At 51.3% G+C, this 21,716-nt stretch carries 19 protein-coding genes; 8 read left to right on the top strand and 11 right to left on the bottom strand.

The window, feature by feature from the left end:
• Positions 1 to 52: 52 nt before the first annotated feature.
• The gene (locus D4L85_RS08100) at positions 53 to 451 is read right to left on the bottom strand and encodes a TraR/DksA family transcriptional regulator (protein ID WP_119758701.1); all 399 of its coding nucleotides are present in this window, start codon (positions 449 to 451) and stop codon (positions 53 to 55) included.
• A gap of 586 nt (positions 452 to 1,037) precedes the next feature.
• Between D4L85_RS08100 and D4L85_RS08095 the strand changes: the two genes are divergently transcribed.
• Positions 1,038 to 2,069 carry an isoaspartyl peptidase/L-asparaginase family protein gene (locus D4L85_RS08095; RefSeq protein ID WP_119758700.1) on the top strand — a complete coding sequence of 344 codons (1,032 nt, stop codon included), beginning with the start codon at positions 1,038 to 1,040 and terminating at the stop codon, positions 2,067 to 2,069.
• 57 nt (positions 2,070 to 2,126) lie between these two features.
• Entirely contained in the window at positions 2,127 to 2,537 is a 411-nt protein-coding gene (locus D4L85_RS08090) for a 3-hydroxyacyl-ACP dehydratase FabZ family protein (RefSeq protein WP_228450809.1), read from the top strand.
• A 50-nt stretch (positions 2,538 to 2,587) separates the two neighbouring features.
• Here the strand turns inward: D4L85_RS08090 and D4L85_RS08085 are convergent, their stop codons facing one another.
• Positions 2,588 to 5,203 (bottom strand): lamin tail domain-containing protein, encoded by a 2,616-nt coding sequence (locus D4L85_RS08085; protein ID WP_160143603.1) that lies wholly within the window; start codon positions 5,201 to 5,203, stop codon positions 2,588 to 2,590.
• A 61-nt stretch (positions 5,204 to 5,264) separates the two neighbouring features.
• On the opposite strand from D4L85_RS08085, the gene D4L85_RS08080 reads away from it, so the two are divergent.
• A complete protein-coding gene (locus tag D4L85_RS08080) occupies positions 5,265 to 6,257 on the top strand; it encodes an aspartate-semialdehyde dehydrogenase (RefSeq protein WP_119758699.1) in 993 nt (330 codons plus the stop codon).
• 48 nt (positions 6,258 to 6,305) lie between these two features.
• Here the strand turns inward: D4L85_RS08080 and D4L85_RS08075 are convergent, their stop codons facing one another.
• The 5 genes from D4L85_RS08075 to D4L85_RS08055 all read right to left on the bottom strand — a co-directional run bounded on the left by D4L85_RS08075 (position 6,306) and on the right by D4L85_RS08055 (position 12,798).
• Positions 6,306 to 10,064 (bottom strand): hydantoinase B/oxoprolinase family protein, encoded by a 3,759-nt coding sequence (locus D4L85_RS08075; protein WP_119753848.1) that lies wholly within the window; start codon positions 10,062 to 10,064, stop codon positions 6,306 to 6,308.
• Positions 10,065 to 10,076: 12 nt separating this feature from the next.
• Positions 10,077 to 10,691, bottom strand: coding sequence for a LysE family translocator (locus tag D4L85_RS08070; RefSeq protein WP_119753847.1), 615 nt, complete (start codon positions 10,689 to 10,691; stop codon positions 10,077 to 10,079).
• Positions 10,688 to 11,734: an ATP-grasp domain-containing protein gene (locus D4L85_RS08065; RefSeq protein ID WP_119753846.1), complete on the bottom strand. Its 1,047-nt coding sequence runs from the start codon at positions 11,732 to 11,734 to the stop codon at positions 10,688 to 10,690. The genes D4L85_RS08070 and D4L85_RS08065 overlap by 4 nt, the downstream gene beginning before the upstream one ends.
• Before the next feature lie 6 nt (positions 11,735 to 11,740).
• The gene (locus tag D4L85_RS08060) at positions 11,741 to 12,259 is read right to left on the bottom strand and encodes a DinB family protein (RefSeq protein ID WP_119753845.1); all 519 of its coding nucleotides are present in this window, start codon (positions 12,257 to 12,259) and stop codon (positions 11,741 to 11,743) included.
• 80 nt (positions 12,260 to 12,339) lie between these two features.
• Complete coding sequence (locus tag D4L85_RS08055; protein WP_119753844.1) at positions 12,340 to 12,798, bottom strand: YHS domain-containing (seleno)protein; 459 nt, start codon at positions 12,796 to 12,798, stop codon at positions 12,340 to 12,342.
• Between the two features lie 209 nt (positions 12,799 to 13,007).
• Between D4L85_RS08055 and D4L85_RS08050 the strand changes: the two genes are divergently transcribed.
• Both D4L85_RS08050 and D4L85_RS08045 read left to right on the top strand, forming a co-directional pair.
• Positions 13,008 to 14,018 (top strand): DUF3500 domain-containing protein, encoded by a 1,011-nt coding sequence (locus tag D4L85_RS08050; RefSeq protein WP_228450807.1) that lies wholly within the window; start codon positions 13,008 to 13,010, stop codon positions 14,016 to 14,018.
• 136 nt (positions 14,019 to 14,154) lie between these two features.
• On the top strand, positions 14,155 to 15,597 hold the full coding sequence (locus D4L85_RS08045; RefSeq protein WP_119758697.1) for an amidohydrolase: 1,443 nt from the start codon (positions 14,155 to 14,157) through the stop codon (positions 15,595 to 15,597).
• 50 nt (positions 15,598 to 15,647) lie between these two features.
• Here D4L85_RS08045 and D4L85_RS08040 read toward each other — a convergent pair whose 3' ends face one another.
• Together D4L85_RS08040 and D4L85_RS08035 are read right to left on the bottom strand one after the other, a co-directional pair.
• Positions 15,648 to 16,835 carry a class I SAM-dependent rRNA methyltransferase gene (locus D4L85_RS08040; protein WP_335621960.1) on the bottom strand — a complete coding sequence of 396 codons (1,188 nt, stop codon included), beginning with the start codon at positions 16,833 to 16,835 and terminating at the stop codon, positions 15,648 to 15,650.
• 309 nt (positions 16,836 to 17,144) lie between these two features.
• Entirely contained in the window at positions 17,145 to 17,603 is a 459-nt protein-coding gene (locus D4L85_RS08035) for a DUF6265 family protein (RefSeq protein WP_119753843.1), read from the bottom strand.
• 268 nt (positions 17,604 to 17,871) lie between these two features.
• Here D4L85_RS08035 and D4L85_RS08030 point away from each other — a divergent pair, with 268 nt between their 5' ends.
• From D4L85_RS08030 to D4L85_RS08025, 3 genes are all read left to right on the top strand, one after another.
• Positions 17,872 to 19,350 carry a Do family serine endopeptidase gene (locus D4L85_RS08030; RefSeq protein ID WP_119753842.1) on the top strand — a complete coding sequence of 493 codons (1,479 nt, stop codon included), beginning with the start codon at positions 17,872 to 17,874 and terminating at the stop codon, positions 19,348 to 19,350.
• Between the two features lie 21 nt (positions 19,351 to 19,371).
• The gene (locus D4L85_RS34370) at positions 19,372 to 19,545 is read left to right on the top strand and encodes a hypothetical protein (protein WP_160143602.1); all 174 of its coding nucleotides are present in this window, start codon (positions 19,372 to 19,374) and stop codon (positions 19,543 to 19,545) included.
• A gap of 130 nt (positions 19,546 to 19,675) precedes the next feature.
• Positions 19,676 to 20,899 carry a 4-hydroxy-3-methylbut-2-enyl diphosphate reductase gene (locus D4L85_RS08025; RefSeq protein ID WP_119753841.1) on the top strand — a complete coding sequence of 408 codons (1,224 nt, stop codon included), beginning with the start codon at positions 19,676 to 19,678 and terminating at the stop codon, positions 20,897 to 20,899.
• On the opposite strand, the gene D4L85_RS08020 is transcribed toward D4L85_RS08025, so the two are convergent.
• Together D4L85_RS08020 and hpf are read right to left on the bottom strand one after the other, a co-directional pair.
• A complete protein-coding gene (locus tag D4L85_RS08020; RefSeq protein WP_073142906.1) occupies positions 20,896 to 21,117 on the bottom strand; it encodes a hypothetical protein in 222 nt (73 codons plus the stop codon). The two genes, D4L85_RS08025 and D4L85_RS08020, sit on opposite strands and share 4 nt — an antisense overlap.
• Positions 21,118 to 21,356: 239 nt before the next feature.
• Positions 21,357 to 21,659, bottom strand: a complete 303-nt coding sequence (gene hpf, locus D4L85_RS08015) for a ribosome hibernation-promoting factor, HPF/YfiA family (RefSeq protein WP_073142904.1) — start codon at positions 21,657 to 21,659, stop codon at positions 21,357 to 21,359.
• Positions 21,660 to 21,716: the final 57 nt, after the last annotated feature.

The raw sequence follows: 21,716 nt of genomic DNA, 5'->3' as shown, positions 1-21,716 counted from the left end.
TAAAAAGGGAAACACTCCATCCGGCAACGCCGGATGGAGAAAGGGATCGGCTCTAGTCCTGCTGCATCATTTTCGCTTCGATCGACTGTGTCGTATGCGGCACAGCGATGAGGCGTTCCTTGGGGATCAACTTGCCCGTGACGGAGCAGATGCCATAGGTGCCGTTTTTGATACGGATCAATGCATTTTCCAGGTTCATGATGTACTTCTGTTGACGAGCGGCAAGTTGGCTGAGATTTTCTTTCTCCGCAGTTTCCGCACCGTCTTCCAGCACTTTGGTATTTCCACCCGATGTAGCATCGGTTCCTTCGTCGTTGTTGCGATTCAGGGTTTCTTTCAGGATTCTATACTCATCTTTGGCTTTGTCCAGCTTCTTGTTGATGAGTGTTTCAAATTCTCTCAGTTCATCTTCGGAGTAGCGCGTTCTGTCTTCACCGGTCGATACTTTCACTTGCTTATGCGCAATTGGTCTCTGATTTGGCACAGGAAAAATGTTTAATTGTGGCGGAGCCGGCTTGGTTGCCGAGGGGGCAGATTGCACCGGCCTATCTGTTTTTTCTTTTTCTACTTTCTTGGGAGCGGATTCCACTTTTTTGGCAACCGGCTTAGGGGCAACAGCTGCCTTGGGCGCAGGTTTTTCAACCTTGGGTGCGGCCTTCTCGACCTTGAGCGCTACGGGCTTCTCTGCTTTTTTCTCGGCTACGGCTTTTTTAGGAGCTGCTTTCTTTGCTACCACTGCCTTCTTGGCCGGAGCTTTGGGGGCTGCTTTCTTGGCCACAACCTTCTTGGCTGGAGCTTTTTTAGCTTTCGCGGCGACCGTCTTTTTCGCTTTGGCTGCCGGTTTAGCTTTTGCAGGGGCTTTCTTTGCTGCCTTCGAGGTTGTTTTCTTATTCTTAGCCATAATGGGTTTTCTCCGTTTGGTAAAAGATGCGCAAAATTATGCGTCCATGCACGAAAACAAAAATATTGACTTAATTAATTGCCGAACCGGTGTTCTGATTAAATTTCCCCGCCTTCTTAACCCATGTTTTCGGTATATGGTGAGACTTCTTTTCCCTTTACTACTCGTTGTTGCCCTGGGCTGCACGCTAAAAAACGGGAAGAAACGGGCACTTGCCGACGCAAAACCTGGCCCCATCACACTGGTGATCCACGGAGGCGCAGGAAACATCCTCCGTGAGAATCTGACACCCGAAAAAGAGGCTGCCTACCGCGAGCGTCTCACGGCCGCCCTAGACTCGGGCTACGCCGTGTTGGAGCGCGGAGGCAAGAGCACAGACGCCGTGATCGCCGCCATTCGCATCATGGAAGATTCGCCCCTGTTTAATGCCGGCAAAGGGGCCGTCTTCACCAGCGAAGGCATAAACGAACTGGACGCCGCCATCATGGATGGCAGCAATCTCATGGCCGGCGCCGTGGCCGGTGTCACCACCATCAAAAATCCCATCACCGCAGCCTATGCGGTCATGACCAAGTCGGAGCACGTGATGCTGACGGGAAAAGGTGCCGAGAAATTTGCCGAAGAGCAAGGCCTCGACATCGTGCCCAACAGCTACTTCTTCGACTCCACCCGCTACCAGCAATTGCTCAAGGCAAAAGCCAACGAAAAAAACCGCGAGGCCCAATGGATCGACCCGTACATAAAAGATAAAAAATTCGGGACGGTCGGCTGCGTCGCGCTCGACCAATACGGCAACCTGGCGGCAGGAACTTCCACCGGCGGCATGACCAACAAAAAATACGGAAGGGTGGGCGATGCTCCCATCATTGGCGCCGGCACCTATGCCGAGAATGCCACCTGCGCCGTGTCCGGAACAGGCTGGGGAGAATTCTACATCCGACTCAGCGCCGCCCACGACATTGCCAGCCTCATGAAGTACAGCAACCTCAGCGTGCAGCAAGCCGCCGACAGCGTGATCCTGAAAAAGCTACCCGCCTTGGGAGGCAATGGCGGCGCGATTGTCCTCGATCGCCAGGGAAATTTCGCATTCCCGTTTTGCACTTCCGGCATGTATCGCGGCTACATCACGCGGAAAGGCGAAGGCAAAGTTTTTATCTTCAAGGAATGACACAACCCCAAGGCTAGACAACGAATATTTTTTGTCTGTGACGAGTAAAACATGCTTATGAAAGAGATCGAAAACCTCATTCCACACCGGAATCCCTTTTTGTATGTCGACGAAGTACTTTCGTTTTCGAAGGAGGAGATCATCGGCATAAAAACCTTCAGTAGCGCCGACTCCTTCCTGAACGGCAGCTTCCCAGAATTTGGCTTTGTCCCCGGTGTAGTGCTGGTCGAATCGCTGGCCCAATGCGGTGGCGCGGGCGTAAAAAAACTTGGCTTTACCGACGGACTCTTTGCCCTCGCCGCCATAGAGTTCGCCAACTTTTTCCAAGGACTTCCCTATGAAAAACAGTTCCGCATGGTCATCCAAAACCTTCGCCTCAACCCCAAACTGATCAAACAAACCGGCACCGGCTACCACGCCGACGAAAAGATCGTAGAAGCCAGTTGGACCTGCGTCCGAATCCAATAAACTCCCTCACGCTTCTGATTGACTAGTGGCTCTTAATTCTGGCTCCTGATTCAAAATTTCGCTGCCACCACCACTTCCTTCCGAAAAGTTGTCACATTCCCATCTCCATCAAAGATCTCGAACCAAACCATATACGGACCAATCCGCGCCTTGTCGCCACTGTCCCGATCACCCTCCCACCGGAAAAATCCTTCTGTCCCCAGGATCTCATTGTTGGCAATCGTCTTGATGCGATGTCCCTGTAAGTCGAACACGTTCACGTTTGCTACGAAGCCCCCTTGCGCGAAGGCATAGTGAATCTGCGTGAAGTTGGGTTGTCCCAGCGAAGGAACAAACACCGGTGGTGTGACTTGCACGGTGCTTTCGTCCCACAGTAAGGACGGCACTGCCGAAGAATTGACGTAACCCGGTGTGGCAAATCCGATAGTAGAACTGGCCGATTTCCAATTGGTGGGAACATAGGCCGGCACATCGAACGATATCCGTTCCAGCGACACGCCTTCGTCGTCCTTTATGAAAGGGGAGTGAAGGTTTTTTGTATAGGAGAAATGATCGATCAGCAGCCCCGTGTCGTCGAGCAACGCAACCGATCCTTCGCCGTCACTCCACGAAGGCAACGCAGGCACTTCCAGGAAATTCTCCTCTTGCGAAAGCGGATACTCTCCCTTCAGGACATTCGATGAAACCGTCAGCACCAGATACGCTCCTGGTTTAAGTAAAAAATCAGTTGTACTAATGACTTTGGCATTTTTGATCATCCCATCCTCCCGATTGGCCACTGACCAGTTCTTGAGATTGAAATATTTTTTTGAAACGTTGACGATCTCCAGGAAATCCGTGCCGGTAGGCCTGGGGTTGAACAGGATTTCGTTCAAGGCGATGTCGAGACTATCGGCGGTTTCGGGCAAGCCAAGGGAAAGAAGGGTTTCCGCCATGTTGTTTCCTGCGCAGTCTTGAACATGATTAACCGTCAGGGCATAGTCCAGGCCTGGCAGCAACGCGGAGGGCAACGTCAGGTTTAACTGGGTGAGTGCGGCATCGGCGAACGACACGCTGGCAACCTCGATGGAGGGTTCAATTTTGAAATCGGATACCCCCGGCAAGGCCTTGGCCAGTTTTTCGTCAAAAGTCAGTACCAATTCGCTCGCCGAGCCCGGCACCGCAGACAGCAGCTTGGGTCCGGTGAGGTCGGGTTTGGAGGCGAAAACGGAATTTTGTCTTCCGGGTGTTCCGCCGGTGGGGTCGTCGCTGGCCGTCCAGTTTTGGCGTTCGCTACACCGGTTGTCGGGGTCGATAATTTCCAGCGACCAACCCCCCTGTTTCTTGTCGTCGTCACCATACCAGGCGTCTGAATAGTGGACGGAATCGATGGTCAGGCCCTGATCGTCTTTTAGCATGAGGTCGTCGGCGCCGTTGTTTAGTGATGGGAAATTGGCTAGATAAATAACATTTTGAACTTGGGTAAGGATTACATTCGGCGATGCGAGCACGAGATAGTCACCGGGAAGCAAGATTTTGGAGGGCAGAACGGCCACTGAGCTGCCGTCGGTCAGGTTCCAGTTTTTTAACGAAAAGGGGTGCTGGCTGCGGTTAAAAAGCTCCACGAATTCGGTCTCCGGAAGTCCCACTTTGGGCGAGGGATCCGGAAAGATTTCCGATAGCACGATGTCTTTGGCGACCGGAGCCACCGCCTCCAGGTAGGTAAATTCCCGCCGGACGGCCGCCATATGGTTCCCGGCCAAATCCGACACCCCGGTGACCGAGATTTTTGTCGGAAATCCATTGGCAAAATCCTTGGCGAATCCCAGCACGACGGTCCGGCCATCGAGCTGAAGAATAACCGAAACCGGCTCTTCCCCGTTTGACTCCAAACTGAAGTTTCCGGAAGTCTCGGCAGAGACCTGGTCAAGATTTTCGGAGAACGTCAGCGAAAGCGTTCTGGAGGAAAGCACTTGGACGCCGCTCAGCACAGGCGGAGTTTTATCGGTGACGGCATGACCGGTTACGATGAAATTGTCGAAGAGAAATTTGTCGGAACGCGTGGCCGTAAAAACACAGGACACACCGAAGTACGCTGCGGAAAGAACGACTTGATCGTTTACGGTTCCTTCCAGCGAGCTTGGGGAAGATCCGAGGGCGGAGAAGAGCTGCCACAAACCGTTGGCGTCGCGTGTCACTTTCAAGCTCAAGGCGACGGCGGTCTGGTTTAGCAAGCCGTCTTGTCCGTCGACGACCTTTGTTGTGACAAGGCCGGTTTGCCGGTATAAACTCACATCGTCTGTCGCGCCGCCCGCTTGAATGAAATAGCCATTCAGTGGTCCGGAGAGATCGGATTGGTCGGAGGTGAGATAGATGCGAGCGTAGTTCGTGGCGGAGGGGTTGAAGTCCAGTGCGAGATCGATCTCCCAGGAACCGTCCTCCAGGGCGTTGCTCGGTGTGGAGAGATACGCCAGACCATTTGCAGGCGGAGCGATCAGTCTGAGCTGTTGGTTCACCACCTGAAAGAATGCCGACGTTCCGGACCATGCGGGCTGTTGATTGAAATCGCCGTCATCGAATGCATCCGAGAGCTGAGCGAACATTTGTTGGGTGGGGAGGGCAGCGAAAAGCGTTAGAAAAATTGCTGCTGTAAACGATTGCAAGTTTGAAAACCTGCATATTTGCATGTGGTTTTTCATAAGCACAACGGGAAAGATTAATTTTACACTTTCTAAATATAAACAAAAAATGAAACTCGCAGTAGTAGGCGCCACCGGACTCGTGGGCCAGGAAATCCTCAAAGTATTAGAGGAAAGAGGTTTTGAATTTGACGAACTCCATTTGATTGCCTCGCCGAAATCGGTAGGGCAGGTTATAAAGTTTAAGGGTAAGGACTATACCATAAAGAGCATTGAAGAAGGCGCCAAACTGGGTGTAGACATCGCGATTTTCTCAGCTGGTGGTGGCACGTCCCTGGAGTGGGCTCCCAAATATGCCGCGGCTGGCACTACGGTGATCGACAACTCGTCGGCCTGGAGAATGGACCCTACAAAGAAATTGATCGTGCCTGAAATCAATGGCCACGAACTGACCATCGACGATCGCATCATCGCCAATCCCAATTGCTCCACTATTCAGATGGTGATGGCGTTGGCTCCGCTTCATGTGAAATACAAGCTGAAGAGAATAGTAGTATCTACCTATCAGTCGGTGACCGGCACCGGTAAAGATGCCGTTCAGCAAATGATGGATGAACGCAAAGGCATCAACGGCCCGAAAGTATATCCTCACCCGATCGATATGAACGCGCTGCCGCACATCGATTCGTTCCTCGACAACGGCTACACGAAAGAGGAAATGAAGATGGTGAATGAGACCCGCAAGATTCTCGGCGATAGCACCATTGGCGTAACGGCTACTACCGTGCGTATTCCTTCTATTGGCGGCCACTCCGAAGCCGTGAACGTAGAGTTCTACGAAGACTTCAATCTGAGCGAAGTGCGCTCGATCTTGTCTACGACACCGGGCGTGATCGTACAAGACGATCCGAAGAACAACATCTACCCGATGCCGATCAATTCGCACAACCGTGATGAAGTATTTGTTGGAAGAATTCGCAGAGACGAGTCTGCTCCCAACACCCTCAACATGTGGATCGTGGCCGACAACCTGCGCAAAGGTGCCGCTACGAACGCTGTGCAGATCGCTGAGTTTATGACGGAGAACAGCCTCGTATACTAAGTCGCTAAGACCTAAAATTTTAGAAAGGCCACCCTCGCGGTGGCTTTTTTATTTGGCCTTGCCCCAGCCTCCGCCACCTGGAGTTTTGATCGTGAGTCTGTCGCCGGGTTGGATGCGCGCGCCATCCACGCCTTGAAGCTTTTCCTTCTTGCCCAATTGACGGACGATGAATTGTTCGCCGGTTTTTCCCGGTCCGCCACCCTTCATACCAAAGGGTTGAACCGTGCGATGTTGCGTGAGCAAGTTGGTGTCGAGCGCCTCGTTGAAATAAAATTCGCGGACCACGCCGTCGCCACCTTTCCATTTTCCCTTGCCGCCGGAGCCACGACGGATCTCAAATTTCTCCAGGCGCACGGGATAACGAAATTCCAAAATTTCCGGGTCGGTGATCCGCGTATTCGTCATGTGCTGATGCACCGCATCGGCGCCTTCAAATCCCGGCCCTGCGCCCACGCCGCCACAGATGGTTTCATAGTAGCCGAAGCGTTCGTTCCCAAACAGGAAATTGTTCATGGTGCCTTGGCTGCACGCGGAGAGCCCCAAGGCTTTCAACAACGTATCGGTTAGGCGTTGGCTGATTTCCGTATTGCCGCCCACCACCGCCGGCGACTTTTTGTTGTCTTCCGAAAATTTGGGGTGGAGCAAACCGGGAGGAAGAATGAGTTTCACATCTTTCAACAACCCCTCGTTCAACGGAACAGGTTCATTTACCCAGAGGCGCAGCACGTACAACACTACGCTGTTGACGATGGCCACGGTGGCATTGAGGTTTCCGGGTTGCACAGTGGCCGAGCCGGTGAAATCAAAATGCAGTGTCTTTCCCTTTTTGAAAATGGAAACTTGCAGGGGAGCGCCGCTGTCCAGAAATTCTTTCGCTTTGAATGTTCCGTTGCCAAAGTTTTTTATTTTTTGATGCATGAGCGTCGCGGCGTGCTGCTTTAGCAATTGCATATAGTGTTGCACCGTAGCAAAGCCGAATTGCTGGCAATAGTTCTTCAGCGCATCAGCGCCCAGCACAAGCGAGGCCAATGCGCCTCTTAAATCAGCGAGATTTTCCTGGAGGGATCGTGTCGGGTAGGGGCCATTTGAAAATAGCGATTCAATTTTCTCCCATTGGGGAATGCCGCCTTTCACAAGATATTGAGGCGCAATGACCACGCCTTCTTCTTCCAGGCACGTGGCATCTGCCGGCATGGAACCGGGTTTCTTTCCTCCGATCTCGGCGTGATGGGCGCGGTTGGCCACAAAGCCTACGAGTTGTTTGCGGAAGAACACGGGACGGATCAGCGTAATGTCAGGAAGATGCGAGCCGCCAAACGCTGGGTGATTGGTGATGATCACATCGCCGTCTTTCATGGGCAACGTTTTCATGACGGAACGAACACAGACACCCATACTTCCCAGGTGAACCGGAATGTGTGGTGCATTCACCACGAGACTGCCGTGAGCATCCAGCACGGCACAGGAGAAGTCCAGACGTTCTTTCACATTTACGGAGAAGGACGTGCGTTGCAAGAGTGTGCCCATTTCGAGCGCCACGGCGGTGAAGCGATTGGTGAATAATTCCAGTTGGGCTTCCGGCGAGGCCACCGTTCTTTTTTTGGTGACACGCTCATGACGAATGTGGGCGTTTTGTTTTTCATCCAGGTCGAACGTCCAACCGTCTTCCAGCACCACGGTGGAGTTGAGACTGCTGATGAGGGCGGGTCCTTTGATACGGGCACCGGGCGACAGTGTTTCCCAACGGTAGACATTGCATTTCCGCCATTTGCCGGAGATGAACATCCGTTTTTGTTTGATGGGCTCGGGCACATAGGCTTTCCCTTTTGACGCATCATTCCGCGGCTCCGTGCCGGTCGTCATCACGACGCGTAACGATTCCACTTCGATGTCGCGGTCGCTTAGCCAGTGACCATAGACACTTTTATATTGGGCTATGAATTTTTTCTCAAGATCTTCCTTTGTCGTGAATTCGATCTCTAAGGAAGTTTCCTGTCCTTTCAACCGGAGAAAGATCAACCGGTGCTCCTGAATATTTTGCAGCGGTTCGCTGGCGCTGGTAGCCAGCGATGCTTTGGCTTGTTCTGAAAGAAGTTGATAGTCGTTGTCGAGTTGGGAAAACACGTCGCGCAATTTTTTCAACACCAACTTTTCTTTTACACGCTCTAGCCGGGCGTGGCCGATGCCATAGGCGCTGAGTAGCCCGGCGTCGTAGGGAATGATGACGTGTTGCATGTCCAGGATGGAAGCCAGCGCGCAGGCATGCTGGCCGCCAGCGCCGCCGAAACTGAGCAGGGCATACTCGCGCGGATCGTGTCCTTTCGAGAGTGAAACCTTCCGAATGGCCTCGGCCATTTTTTCGTTGGCAATGTCGATGAACGATTCGAGCACCTCTTCTTTGCCGGGCGCCGCTTTTCTTTTTTTACGAACGCGTTTTAACAATTCGTCCAAGGCGTCATCGGCAGCGGAGAGCTTGATGGGAATGGAGAAATTGTCTTCATCCAGTCGTCCTAATAGAGCATTGACATCGGTGATGGTCAGCGGTCCACCGGCGCCATAGCATGCGGGTCCGGGAGCGGCCCCGGCGCTGTGTGGACCTACCGTGAAGCGGAAACCGTCATAGGCACAGATCGAGCCGCCACCGGCAGCGATCGTTTCAATGGCGAGCGATGGCGACAGTATTTTGAGCGGCCCCACGGTAGCCTCAAAGCGGTAGTCGGGCCGCCCGTTGCAACGCGACACATCCGTGCTGGTGCCTCCCATATCGAACGTCAGTATTTTGTCGACGCCCGACTGCCGGGCTTTAAAGAGAGCTCCCATCACACCGCCTGCGGGGCCACTGAGCAAACTGTCTTTTGGCTGAAAATCATCGGCCGGGAGTAATCCGCCTGCGCTGGACATCACTTTCAGATCAGCCGAAACCAACACGGTACGGATATTGGAAATGTATTGATGGATGATGGGATCGAGATAAGCATTGACCAGCGCCGTCTCAGCACGGGGAAGTATTTTGATCTGTGAAGAAAGTTTCGAGGAAAGGGATAGATACGAAAACCCAGCGCGTTGAAGGATTTGCTCCACCTCAATTTCGTGGGCTGGATTAGCATAGCTGTTCAGCAACGCGATGGCAATGGAATCGATTTTATTTTTCTGGAGACGGAGAACGAGCTTATCGTAGTTGTTCGCGTGCAGGGGATGCAGCACGTTGCCGTTTGCTTCGATGCGCTCGTCTAGTTCGATCACATCGGTGTACAGTGGTTTTTCTTTTTTGATGGCCAGCGTAAAAAGTTCCGGGCGTTGCTGGTTGCCGATCAGCAGCAGGTCTTTAAAACCTTTGGTAACGAGCAGCGCCGTTCGCGCGCCTTTTCGCTCCAACAGCGCATTGGTTCCGCGCGTAGAACCAAGCTTCATTTCGATGGGCGGAAACGTGTCGTTCAGGCCCGTTTGGGTGATCCATCGCGCAGCGAAAACAGGAACTTCTTCGCCGGTGAACAACTCAGCCGTTTCAAGAGGAAGTCTTCCTGTGAGGGATTTGTCGAGCGATATTTCTTGCCTCGAGGGGTCGTAGTGCGTGATCGTTCGAATTTCTTTTCCGCAGCGGAAGCGCATCCCTTTTGGAAAGTCAGCAGAAACATTTGCCGGTAGATACGCCGTTATCTTGCTTCCCTCCGCGCCACCGATGCGCACGCGCAGCACACTGCTGCTCAAAACTTTCAGACGCGTCAATTCTCCCGCTGGCGACACGGCGATACAATCCGTGAAGGTTCCTCCCGTATCAATCCAGATTTTCCACGCCGGGTTTTTCATGAGCAATGTCGATTACATCAAATATCGCACGAAAGCGTAAAGACCCAATATCAGCAAGGCTATGCCGGGGATCTTTTTCAGCCACGAACTATGCTGAAATTCGGAGATAACTTTCTGTGCCAGGTAGGCCATCAGCACCAGGATCACCAACACACCCATCGAGGTCCCAAAAATATAGCTATGAAGCCGGAGCGGGGTGTTCAATTCGATCCATCCCTGGCCGTTCAGGTAGGCCGTGGTGCCAATCCAAAACGGAATGGCGAGTGGGTTGAGGATGCTCAACACAATGCCCCGCCGGAAACCGCTGTTGTTAAATTTTTGAGAAAAGGTGGACGGGGTGTTGCTGGTAGGCCAAAGATTCAAGATCCCCAACACGGTCATCACGATGGCCGTGATCAGCTGCATATTTTCAACGATCACGGGCGTGGAGGTGATCAGTTGTTCGAACACCACCGCGATCCAGGCATAGGGATACTCGATGAGGGCCACGGCCAGAATGAATCGCCAGGCGATGTTGATTTTTTTTTCCATGCCCAACTGCAACACCAAAAGATTGAGCGTACCCGGCGGGATGGAGCCGATAAAGCTGAAAACAAAACCCATCACAAAGTTGAGCAGTACGATCATTTGGCTTGCGTAGCAGCCTTGAACTTCCGGTAAAAGCTTACGCCTTCTTTCCAGGAAGTATACGGCACACCACGTCTTGAATTTTCCCGGGCAATAATAAAGATATTACGCCAGTGTGTAAAGAGCACCCCAAGCGCTTTGCGCAGAGAGTACCCGGGGTGATAAATGTGGGCAGGTTCCGCGCCACAGCCGTTTAGCTCCATGACCTTCACGCGGCCGTCCGTCAGGTCCTCCTCAGAAGCGCAGCGCAAATCGAAACGGCCGAAGTAGAATCCATCGATTTGCTGGCTGATGCGATCAAATGCGGCCGACAGGTCCGGGGAGATCAACGCGGTGCCGTCGAGAAATTTTGTGCCGAGGCAGTGGTTGCCGATGGACACCAACTCCAGGGTCTGTCCGGCCTTTAGCACTTCCGTTAGACGGTCGCGATAGGTATTTTTCAACGTCTCCCATTGCAGCTTTGCGCGATCCTTGGTAAGAATGAGTTGTTGAAGGGTACTTGAGCCGTCGCCCGTCACCGTAAGCATTTCTTTTTTCACTACTGAGGTCACGCGACCGTGGGCTTCTTGTGGAAAGCGGGCATAGAAGACTCCAAACTCCAGGGGAAGGTCGACCAGTTCTTGTGCGATGAAGTCAAATTTCATTTGCTGAAGATAGGCTTCAACATCCGCTGCGGACCGGATCCGTTTCACCATAAATCCGCGCTCACCCAAATCGGGTTTAAAAATCACCGGAAATTCCAGATGGCCTTCTTTCAATCGCGACAGCACTTCCTCCTTTGTCGAGGAGGCGGGAATGAAAATGGTAGTGGGCGTATAGGCCCGCGGGACCTTTGAAAGGATATCGTATTTCGATTCTCCGAACATACCCCCCATCGGTATCCCGGGATTAGATGCCGAGAAAAAGAAAAACGATCGTGCCCGCAGCGACAGCCAGCCAAAATAAAGCATCACCGGAAATTGCACGATGCCGAACGGCCAGTATTCCCAATGGGTGAGCTTGATAAAAAAATTACTGCGCTTTACCGTTTTGACCAATGACATTCCGATCTAACTATGGGCATGGGAAAAAGCAATTTCTTTATAGCGCAATGTGGAAGCGGCTACTCCGAAATCGGGGGCAAGGTTAACATAGGGAGCGATCTCATGAATGCCGATTTTCATGATGGCCATATGATGCACGGCATGCTCGATATTGTACACCAGCTCGCGCATGGCGGTAGTTTCAATCGTAATAAAATCTTCGCGTTCCAGGTCATACCCCACTTCCAGACGCATGGCTTTTTCTTCTAACCGGAAAACAAAATCCCGGATCCGGTCAATGGTCGAAAGCGCGATAAACTTGTCGCTTTCCATTCGCTTGTCGTGTGCGCGCTTGTCGTAGTTGACGAGCCCTTGCTGAAAACCATTTTCAAAACAAATAAAAAACTCCAGCGTATGGCGCAGGTGTTGTCCGATGGTGGAGCGGCTGAGGGTTTCGGCAGGTTTTGTAAAGTCGGGCTCATGAATTTGATTCACCAACTCGGTCAGTTGGGCAAGAATGTTAGCGCATGCCTGGTTCAAGTTCATAATGGGGAGTTAAGTTTCGAAGTTAAGAGAAAACGTTTCATATTTCAGCGCGCGGTTGCAGTTGTTCAAAAAATTTTGGATCAGTGAACGAATTTGTCCCAATTGCGGTCGCCGGCTTCTTTCAATTTTTTCTCATTTTTTTTCCAGTCGGTCAAGGTGTTGTTGCCCCAAAAATTATAGAACAGATAGAGTTTGCCGTCGAGGATGGTGAAGGTTTCGGGATCGACCTTCACTTTCTCGCCCGACTCTCCCATTGCAAAGGCGCACCAACCGCCATAGGCCGGTTCATATTTGCTGGGATTTGCCGTAAATTTGGTGAGGTTGCTCTGTGTGGCAAATTTGTAGACAAGCCCTTTGTAGACAGTTTTGAATTCCGGCTCTCCTTCCAATGGCTTGCCATCAAAGTAGCTCACAGCATCATAGCCTTGGAGCGCAACAGCGTTTTTGACATTGTATTGTTTCTTCCGCACATCGTCGCTTTGGCCTTGCGCCTGACCGATGATCAGGATAAAGAGTACAACGCCGTAAATTATCTTCATGGGTATTCTTTTTTTGTGTAAATGGCTTATCCGATGGTCAGGGTGCTGTAGCGTGCGGGAAGTCATTTTTGAAGTATAGATTTTAAATACGTAAAGAATGCAAATATGGATCTTCCCTTTTGGGTGAAATGTCAGGAGCCTTACATTTCACGCGATCGCCGCAAAGAGAGAAGGGGTCTTCATCGGCAAACACAACTAAACCCGTCATCATGAAAAACTGGATTGCCTTTTTATTTTTCGTCAGCACTTCCGCGATGGCCCAAACGCCGGACCTGGCCGGTAAAGCAAACGCGTTCCTGGCCAGTCTCACACCTGAGCTCCAGGCAAAGGCCCGCTACACACTGGAAGACGACGAACGTCAGAATTGGCATTTTGTGCCCACCAAGCGAAACGGCGCCTGCTTCCGCGACTTCAACCCAGCCCAACGCCAGGCCGCATTGGATTTACTGAAGACTTCCATGAGCCTGCAAGGCTATAATAAGGCCAATGCCATCATGGCACTCGAGAATGTATTAAAGGAAGTGGAGAAACGAGGCCCTGAAGACAACTATCGCGACCCCTTGAACTACTATGTCACCATTTTTGGAGACCCTTCCGGCCGCGCACCGTGGGGCTGGCGTTTCGAAGGCCACCACGTCGCCCTTAATTTTTCCACCGCAAACAACCGAATCGAATCCTCCACACCCTCCTTCTTCGGATCGAATCCCGGCATTGTGCGCGAGGGCTCCGAAAGAGGCAAGCAAGTGTTGAAAGACGAGACCAGCCTCGGCTTCACCCTCATCAATTCCCTCTCCGATCCGCAGCGCAAGGAAGCCATGATCTCCGAGACCGCCCTTCCCGAAATTGTGTCGTTCGACAAACGCAAAGCAGAACCCCTCGACCCGAAAGGACTGCCCTACACCTCGATGACCGAATCGCAAAAGAACACATTCCTCAAACTGCTGGACGTCTATGTGAAGAACTATGAGCTGGGATTTTCCGACAAATTGATGGCCAAAATAAAAAAGGCCGGCATCGAAAACCTCTCGTTCGCCTGGGCCGGCAGTCTGCAACCGGGAGCGGGTCATTACTATCGCATCCAGGGCTCCATGCTTTTGATCGAGTATGACAACACGCAAACCAATGCCAACCATGTCCACACCGTGGTGCGCGACCTGACCAACGATTTTGGCGAAGACATTTTGCGTGAGCATTATCAACGCGAACATTCGAAAAACTGATCGGCAACTCTTGCGACCATCCTAAATCAACAACCAGCCTGCGGGTTCTTTGACCGAAACCGGATAAAAAACTTTTTCCTAGATTTCAATTTTTTATCTTGGGTCAACCTTAACCATTAACCTAATGTTGAACCCTATGAGAAGGAAACTATTTTTTCTGCTGCTTGCGCTGTGGGCTGCAGGCGGCGCATACGCGCAGGCCAAGAAGATCAATCCCAACAAAGACGCCGTGATGAAGTCGGTGGACAAGCACCAACAGGAACTGATCAAGCTCAGCGACGAGGTGTGGGCCTACGCTGAAACTGCACTGAAAGAAGAAAAATCGTCAAAGGTCCTCGCCGATTATGCCGAGGCCCAGGGGTTCCAGGTGAAGCGCGGTGTGGCGGGAATGCCCACGGCGTTCACGGCCGAATTTGGTTCGGGTAAACCCGTTATTGGAATCATGGGCGAATTTGATGCCCTCCCTGGTATCTCGCAAAAAGCACAACCCGAAAAAGAACCGCTCATGAAAGGAGCACCCGGCCATGGTTGTGGTCACAACCTGTTTGGTGCAGGAAGTCTGGGCGCCGCGATAGCCATAAAAGAACAGATCCAGCAAGGCAAGTTGAAAGGCACCGTCCGCTTCTATGGCACACCGGCAGAAGAGTCGGTGGGAGGAAAGATCTACATGGCGCGTGAAGGATTATTTTCCGATGTCGACGTCTGCCTCGACTGGCATCCCGACGTGGAGATCGCCGCCAACATGCAGAGCTCCCAAGCCATGGTCGATTTCATAATTGAGTTTAAAGGTAAAGCTGCCCATGCCGCCGGCGATCCCTGGAATGGACGCAGCGCCGTAGACGGCCTCGAACTTTTCCTCGACGGCGTGAACATGATGCGCGAGCACGTGAAGCCTTCTGTACGCATGCACTATGTGATCAAAGCAGGAGGCGATGTGCCGAACGTAGTGCCCGAATATGCCAAAGCCTGGATGTGGATCCGGGACTCGAAACGCGAAGGCGTGGAGGATGTGTTTGCGCGTGTGAGAGAGGCTGCCAAAGGGGCAGGTCTCATGGCTGGCGTGGAGTCGAAGATCACCGTGATCGGTGGCGACTATGAATTGCTCGTGAACAAGAAAGGAGCCGAAGCCTTGCAGAAAAATATCGAGACACTCGGCCCGATAAAATATACCGACGAAGAAATTGCATTTGCCAAAAAAATCCAGGAGGTGAGCACGGGTAAACAAACGGGCCTCGATGGCACGATCCATCCGCTGAAAGAAACGAAAGAAAACCCGGACGGAGGTTCCACCGATGTGGGAGACATCAGCTGGATCGTTCCGGAGATCACCGCATTGGTCACCACAGCCCCTGCCAATGCGCCCTGGCATTCGTGGGCAGTGGTGGCGTGTGGCGGCATGTCCATTGGTCACAAGGGCATGTTGTTCGCTGCGAAATCACTGGCCATGACCATGGTCGATCTCTTTGAAAACGAGACCCTGCGAAAAGACATGCGAACCGAATTTGAAACCCGGCGCAACGGACACATCTATAAAGCCTACGTGCCCGAGGGACCGCCCCCGATTCCGGCAAAGGAATAAGACAAATAGAAATGGCTAAAGAAAAATGCTGGTGCTATGTATGGCGAACATCAAGCCACATATAGCACCAGTCCTTTTAGATACTCCCCTTCCGGATGAAAAATAGAAACCGGATGGTCGGCCGGCTGCGCCAGGTGATACAACACCTTGATCTGTCTCCCAGCCTGAATGGCCGCCGACACGATCGTGTCGTAGAACAATTGCCGGTCCACTACTTGTGAACACGAGAACGTGAACAGGATGCCATTGCTTTTTATCGCCTTCATCGCTTCCATGTTCAGCCGTTGATAGCCCTTCACCGCCTGGTGACGCGCGTCGCGATGTTTGGCAAAGGCAGGTGGATCGAGAATGATCACGTCGTATTGATCCTTTTTGTCTTTGAGAAAATCGAACGTGTCTTCCGCGTAGCTGGTGTGATAGTTGGAGTTGAATCCGTTCAGGTCAATGTTTTTCCGCGTGAGCGCGACCGCTTTTTCAGAAGCATCGACGGAGTGCACCAGGGCTGCGCCGGCTTGCAGTGCGTAGACCGAAAATCCGCCCGTGTAGCAAAACGTGTTGAGCACCTGCTTGCCTTTTGAAAAATCGCCCAACAGTTTCCGGTTTTCACGCTGGTCCAGAAAAAATCCTGTCTTCTGTCCTTCTTCCCAGTCGATAAAGAATTTATTGCCGTGTTCGGTGATCACGTGCGGCACGGCCGTCATCCCGAAAAGGTATTCGTCCTGGTCGGCGCTCCGCATTTTTCCCGGCAGTGTCGATTGACTTTTATAATACACCGTCTTCAGACCCTCGCCGAGAACCCGCTGCAAGGCTTCCGAAATAGCATGACGATCGATGTGCATGCCGACGGAGTGCGCCTGCATGATGGCCACGCCATCGTACAGGTCGATGATGAGGCCGGGAAGCCCGTCACCTTCGCCATGGATGAGGCGAAAGGCGTTGATCGAAGAGGCGGGAAGACCCGCGGCAGCCCGCAACGTGACGGCAGCGCTGAGTTTGTCTACCCAAAAATTTTGTGAGGGGGTCTCCGCGGCTTGCGAAAGCATGCGCACGGCAATGCTTCCGTTTTGAAAATGACCAAAGCCCAACACTTTGCCTTTGTAGCTCTTCACCTCTACCCATCCGCCATCCTCCACAGCCCCTTCGAGCGTTTGGATGGCGCCCGAAAAGATCCACGGGTGAAACCGCTCAATGGAGTGCTCTTTGCCTTTTTTAAGCGTAATTTTTCCCTGGATGATCATGGTAGCGTGTCTATCAGGGGGCAAAAGTATCTAAAAAAGCTGTACGGGCGGGGATTTAATCGTTGGGGGACAGGTAAAACCAGAGGACAACGATCACAAAGGAAACGAACCAGAAAATGAGCATAAACCGAAGCCGTTTCAGTTTGCGTCTTTGGTGATCTTTATCATCACCCTGCGAGGGATGGGTGGTACGGTATAGGTCTTCCATAACACCGATTACGGGAGGACCGCTACTAAGTTTTATGTTGTGACATCGTTTTTTGTAAAACGTTCCTCAAACCAACATAAATACCGAAATAGGGGTGATAATTATTTCACCCTAACGAATGTGTAGTAAATCGATTTGCCACCCCCTTCGATCGTTGCCTCCAGTCGTTCTTCCTGTTGTTTCGTCACACGACGGTAGCGTATTTTCTTTGGGAAATCATGGGTGGGATTTTCGGCCACGAAGCCATTCGCGTCATAGGAAATGATCTTGAATTTTACTTCTTCCTGAGGTCCCGCAACGTCTGGGGTATAGTACACGGAACCGCCCTTGCGCAAGAGCTTGATCTCTTCCGTCACCAAGGTATCTGCATTTTTTATGTTGTAGGAAATGCCGGCTAATGTGTTGTGGCCCGTGTCCCTCCAAACTTCATAGCTATTCTTGTCCGGATGAGTGTCCACGATTTTCCAGGTGCCCACAAGCCATTGGAAGTCTTTCACGTCCTGGGCCCTGCCCGGGTGAGCGGTCAAAAGAAGGACAAACAGCAGCAGGACGTTTCTCATGATAGGAAAGATAAAAACTGTGTGGCAGAAAACAATCGCCCGCAACCTTGGTTATAATGACCCTGTGAACCGATCGTGTAAAATTGGCAGACGAGGACGAACCTAAATCCGAAACTTTTCGTATTTAGAGGACAATCCCTCGAAACCATGACAGAAGGCGCTGAAAAGAAGGCGGTTAGAGACTGAAAAAAACTGACAAAATTTACGTCAGAAGCCCTTTTGCCTGGTTTTTGTATGGGTGTAAACAGGTTTAAAATTTAGACTCAACATGAAAAAATTCGGTTCTCTTTTTTTTGCTGCCGTGCTGGGAAGCGCCTGCACGATAGCATCATTTCAATGGCTGGATAAAAAGGACCCCGCGACCAAGCTCGAATACCTCACCGGTGTTCCGGCCTCAAAAGTAGCCTACCGTGTAAACGAAAAAGGCGAAGCGGTTCCCCTCGACTTTACGGCCGCCGCCGAGAAGGTAATGCCGGCGGTAGTGTTCATAAAATCTACGCAAGACGGCCCTCATCGCCCGGAACAAACTCAATCCATGGATCCCTTCCGTGAATTTTTCGGCCCTCGCACGCCGCAAGGCCCGAGTCAAAGCTCAGGCTCCGGTGTCATCATAAATGCTGACGGCTACATTGTCACCAACAATCACGTGGTACAGGACGCCGATGTGGTGGAAGTTACCCTGTATGACAACCGCGCCTACAAAGCAGAAGTCATCGGCATCGACCCCGACACCGACCTCGCCCTCATCAAGATCAATCAGAAAGATCTTCCTTATCTTCCCTTTGTGGATTCCGATAAGGCAAAGGTCGGAGAGTGGGTATTGGCGGTAGGTAACCCTTACAACCTTACGTCTACTGTAACGGCCGGGATCATCAGCGCAAAAGGCAGAAACATCAGCATCCTGAATCGGAACAATGGTGAAGGCAACACGGCGATCGAATCGTTTATTCAAACCGACGCCGCCATCAACCCTGGAAACAGTGGTGGTGCATTGGTAGAATTGAACGGTGGATTGCTCGGCATCAACACCGCGATTGCCAGTCCTACTGGATCGTATTCGGGCTATGGCTTTGCCGTCCCCTCCAACATCGTGAGCAAGATCGTGGAAGACCTCATCAAGTTCGGTGCTGTGCAACGCGGCTGGTTGGGTGTGTCTGTCGGCAGTGTGAACAGCGACCTGGCAAAAGAATTTGATCTCAAAGTAAACGAAGGCGCTTACATCTCCGGCTTCGCAGAGCACAGCTCTGGCAAAGAAGCCGGTTTGAAAGAAGGCGACGTAGTGGTGAAGATAGACGAAGCGCCCATCAAGTCGAGCACGGCTTTGATCGAGTACATCGGTCGTCACCGTCCTGGCGATAAGGTGAACATGGTGGTCAACCGTAAAGGAAGCGAAGTAACCATTCCCGTGACCCTGAAAAACAGGGATGGAAAAGCCGAAGCGGTGACAGCCGCTATAAAGGACGAAGTTTCGGCCCTGGGCGTACAATTGGAGGAGATAGATGGAAAAGTCCTAAAAAAACTCGATCTTGATCACGGTGTCCGGATAAAAGCCCTTGGAAATGGCAAAATATCCAAGTACACCGACATGCGGGAAGGCTTTATTGTATCCAAAGTGAACGATCAACCTGTAAAATCCGTAAAAGAGTTCAATGAGATTGTAAAGAAAAAGAAACCTGGCGACCTGGTGATTTTCTCCGGAACCTATGAAGACCTTCCGCGGGAATTCAACTACGCCTTGAGGATGTAAACAATAGATTAAGTAATTATTATGAGGAGATTGTTTAGAAAAGGCGAACGTGTTCGCAGCAAGATTGACGGAAAAGTGGTGGAGGTTTTGAAGTACATCAAAAACAATTTTGTCGAAGTGAAGTGGTTCGACCTGGAAGCCAAAGAGGTAAGGACAAACAAGATCAAGGAAGATAAGCTCTCTAAAGCAGCATAATTCTGTAGAAATTGAAAACCCATTATTCTCAGTTGCCTGACACCGTCAGGAGAAGAGAATAATGGGCTTTCCTTTCACGATCCTTCCCAACAAACGCTAACTTTGCCGTTAGACGTAATACAGTATTGTTATCAAAAAGTTCGAGATCCCATCCCACTATAAGTCGGCCATCACCGGAAAGATCAAGGAGTGGCGACGTTTGAAAGACCTGCGCAAACAGGATTTTTCCCCTACCATTTTGGATTTCGGTCCCGCTCAATTTTACATCGCCCGTCATTTTGGATTTTGCTATGGTGTGGAGAACGCCATAGAGATCAGCTATAAAGCGCTGGAGGAAAACCCAGGCAAGCGCGTGTACCTGCTCAGCCAGATGATCCACAACCAGGAGGTGAACAACGATCTGCAAAGCCGTGGCATCGAATTCATCATGGACCCAGAGGGCAACCAATTCATTCCCTGGGACGCCCTGAAACCGGAAGATGTGGTGATCGTGCCGGCGTTTGGGACCACGCTGGAAATAGAAAAGCTGTTGGAGTCCAAGGGCATGGAAGTTCAGCAATACAACACCACCTGTCCGTTCGTTGAAAAAGTTTGGAACCGTGCCGAAAAGCTGGGCACAGACGAATATACTATCATCATCCACGGCAAACCCAAGCACGAAGAAACGCGCGCCACCTTTTCGCATAGCGCGCATCATGGCGCGTCGGTGGTCGTGCGCGACATGGAGGACGCGCATGCGTTGGGAGCATACATCACCGGAGAAAAATCGAAGCAGGAATTCTACGCGGAGTTCGAAGGAAAATATTCAACGGGCTTTGACCCGGAACGCGATTTGAAAAAAGTTGGCGTGGTCAATCAAACCACCATGCTGGCCACCGAAACACAAGCCATCGCCGACTACTTCCGCCAGTTGATGCTTCAGCAGTATGGGGCAGAAACATTGAAGCAGCATTTTGCCGATACAAGAGATACGTTGTGCTATGCCACGAACGATAACCAGGAGGCTACCTATAAATTATTGGAAACAGACGCCGATCTGGCGGTGGTGATTGGGGGCTATAACAGCTCGAATACATCGCACATCGTGGAATTGTGCGAGCGTAAATTCCCAACCTACTTTATCAATTCAGAAAAGGAGATTCTTTCACACGAAGAGATCCAGCATTTCAATTATCCCCGGAAGGAGAAAGAAAAGACGCAACACTACTTACCTGGCAAAAGTCCTGTAAAAATCATTCTTACCAGCGGTGCCTCTTGCCCGGACACGTTAGTGGATCGCGTACTGTTGCGTCTTTTAGAATTCTTCGTTACTGCGAAAAGTGTTGAAGAAGTATTAAAACCGTTTGAACGTTAAGCGCTGGCTACTTTCTTGCGGCCTTCCTCTACTTTCTTACCATTTTTATGTTCGCCCAGGATGATGACATCCTTGGTGTTTTCGTACTGCCTGGCAGCTTGCATCATTGCCTCTTTGGTGTCGCGAATAACGATAATGCCCGACTTTGCGCCTTTGTTACGCAATTCAAGATAAAACCCGTCTTTTTTCTTCTTCGGTAATACTGGAGGTCTTCCCATGGTTGTATTTTTTTAGATGAACCGGTGCTGCTAAATGCCTCACCCTTACTGAGTAAAACCGGAAAACCCGGTCATTAGTTCGGCGCGCAAAGATGGCGAAATTAATCGGCTTATCCTCATGATTTCGGAAGACCGGCCGATCGCGCAATCTTCTATCGATTTCGAAGGGATAAAAAAAACAGAAGGCCCGCGATGGGGCCTTCCGGTAAAATTTTATGACACTATTTTCAGGCGCTTCATCAGGCGCGCCCGTCGTTTACCTTGGTTTTGAATTTTTTGAGTTGCATGCGCAGCGCGTCCGCAGCCAGGTCGGTGGCCGCTTCAAACGAACGGGCTTTTTCGATGGCAAAGAGCTGGTTGCCGGGGACGCGAACTTTGATTTCCACTGTTTTATTTTCAATTCCCTCGTTGTTTAGGCGCAGAAAAACTTCACCATCCACCAACCGGTCGTAAAACGTCTCCAGTTTATTCAGCTTTTTCTGAATGAAATCGATCAGCTTGATGTCTGCATCGAAGTGGATGGAATGCACTTGTAATTTCATAATGTTAAAAATTTAAGTGAAACAATAAACAGTCCGGCATTTCTTACGACCTGCCAG

The sequence above is a fragment of the Chryseolinea soli genome (assembly GCF_003589925.1).
Lineage (GTDB): Bacteria > Bacteroidota > Bacteroidia > Cytophagales > Cyclobacteriaceae > Chryseolinea > Chryseolinea soli.
Note: the sequence above shows the minus strand (reverse complement) of the source record. Positions and strands in the feature narration are given on the sequence as shown.

Bases quoted from the DNA above. Each gene is read 5' to 3' on its own strand.
- D4L85_RS08095 (WP_119758700.1), top strand. From the start codon at position 1,038: ATGGTGAGACTTCTTTTCCCTTTACTACTCGTTGTTGCCCTGGGCTGC.
- D4L85_RS08090 (WP_228450809.1), top strand. From the start codon at position 2,127: ATGAAAGAGATCGAAAACCTCATTCCACACCGGAATCCCTTTTTGTAT.
- D4L85_RS08085 (WP_160143603.1), bottom strand. From the start codon at position 5,203: ATGCAAATATGCAGGTTTTCAAACTTGCAATCGTTTACAGCAGCAATT.
- D4L85_RS08080 (WP_119758699.1), top strand. From the start codon at position 5,265: ATGAAACTCGCAGTAGTAGGCGCCACCGGACTCGTGGGCCAGGAAATC.
- D4L85_RS08075 (WP_119753848.1), bottom strand. From the start codon at position 10,064: ATGAAAAACCCGGCGTGGAAAATCTGGATTGATACGGGAGGAACCTTC.
- D4L85_RS08070 (WP_119753847.1), bottom strand. From the start codon at position 10,691: ATGATCGTACTGCTCAACTTTGTGATGGGTTTTGTTTTCAGCTTTATC.
- D4L85_RS08065 (WP_119753846.1), bottom strand. From the start codon at position 11,734: ATGTCATTGGTCAAAACGGTAAAGCGCAGTAATTTTTTTATCAAGCTC.
- D4L85_RS08060 (WP_119753845.1), bottom strand. From the start codon at position 12,259: ATGAACTTGAACCAGGCATGCGCTAACATTCTTGCCCAACTGACCGAG.
- D4L85_RS08055 (WP_119753844.1), bottom strand. From the start codon at position 12,798: ATGAAGATAATTTACGGCGTTGTACTCTTTATCCTGATCATCGGTCAG.
- D4L85_RS08050 (WP_228450807.1), top strand. From the start codon at position 13,008: ATGAAAAACTGGATTGCCTTTTTATTTTTCGTCAGCACTTCCGCGATG.
- D4L85_RS08045 (WP_119758697.1), top strand. From the start codon at position 14,155: ATGAGAAGGAAACTATTTTTTCTGCTGCTTGCGCTGTGGGCTGCAGGC.
- D4L85_RS08040 (WP_335621960.1), bottom strand. From the start codon at position 16,835: ATGATCATCCAGGGAAAAATTACGCTTAAAAAAGGCAAAGAGCACTCC.
- D4L85_RS08035 (WP_119753843.1), bottom strand. From the start codon at position 17,603: ATGAGAAACGTCCTGCTGCTGTTTGTCCTTCTTTTGACCGCTCACCCG.
- D4L85_RS08030 (WP_119753842.1), top strand. From the start codon at position 17,872: ATGAAAAAATTCGGTTCTCTTTTTTTTGCTGCCGTGCTGGGAAGCGCC.
- D4L85_RS34370 (WP_160143602.1), top strand. From the start codon at position 19,372: ATGAGGAGATTGTTTAGAAAAGGCGAACGTGTTCGCAGCAAGATTGAC.
- D4L85_RS08020 (WP_073142906.1), bottom strand. From the start codon at position 21,117: ATGGGAAGACCTCCAGTATTACCGAAGAAGAAAAAAGACGGGTTTTAT.
- hpf (WP_073142904.1), bottom strand. From the start codon at position 21,659: ATGAAATTACAAGTGCATTCCATCCACTTCGATGCAGACATCAAGCTG.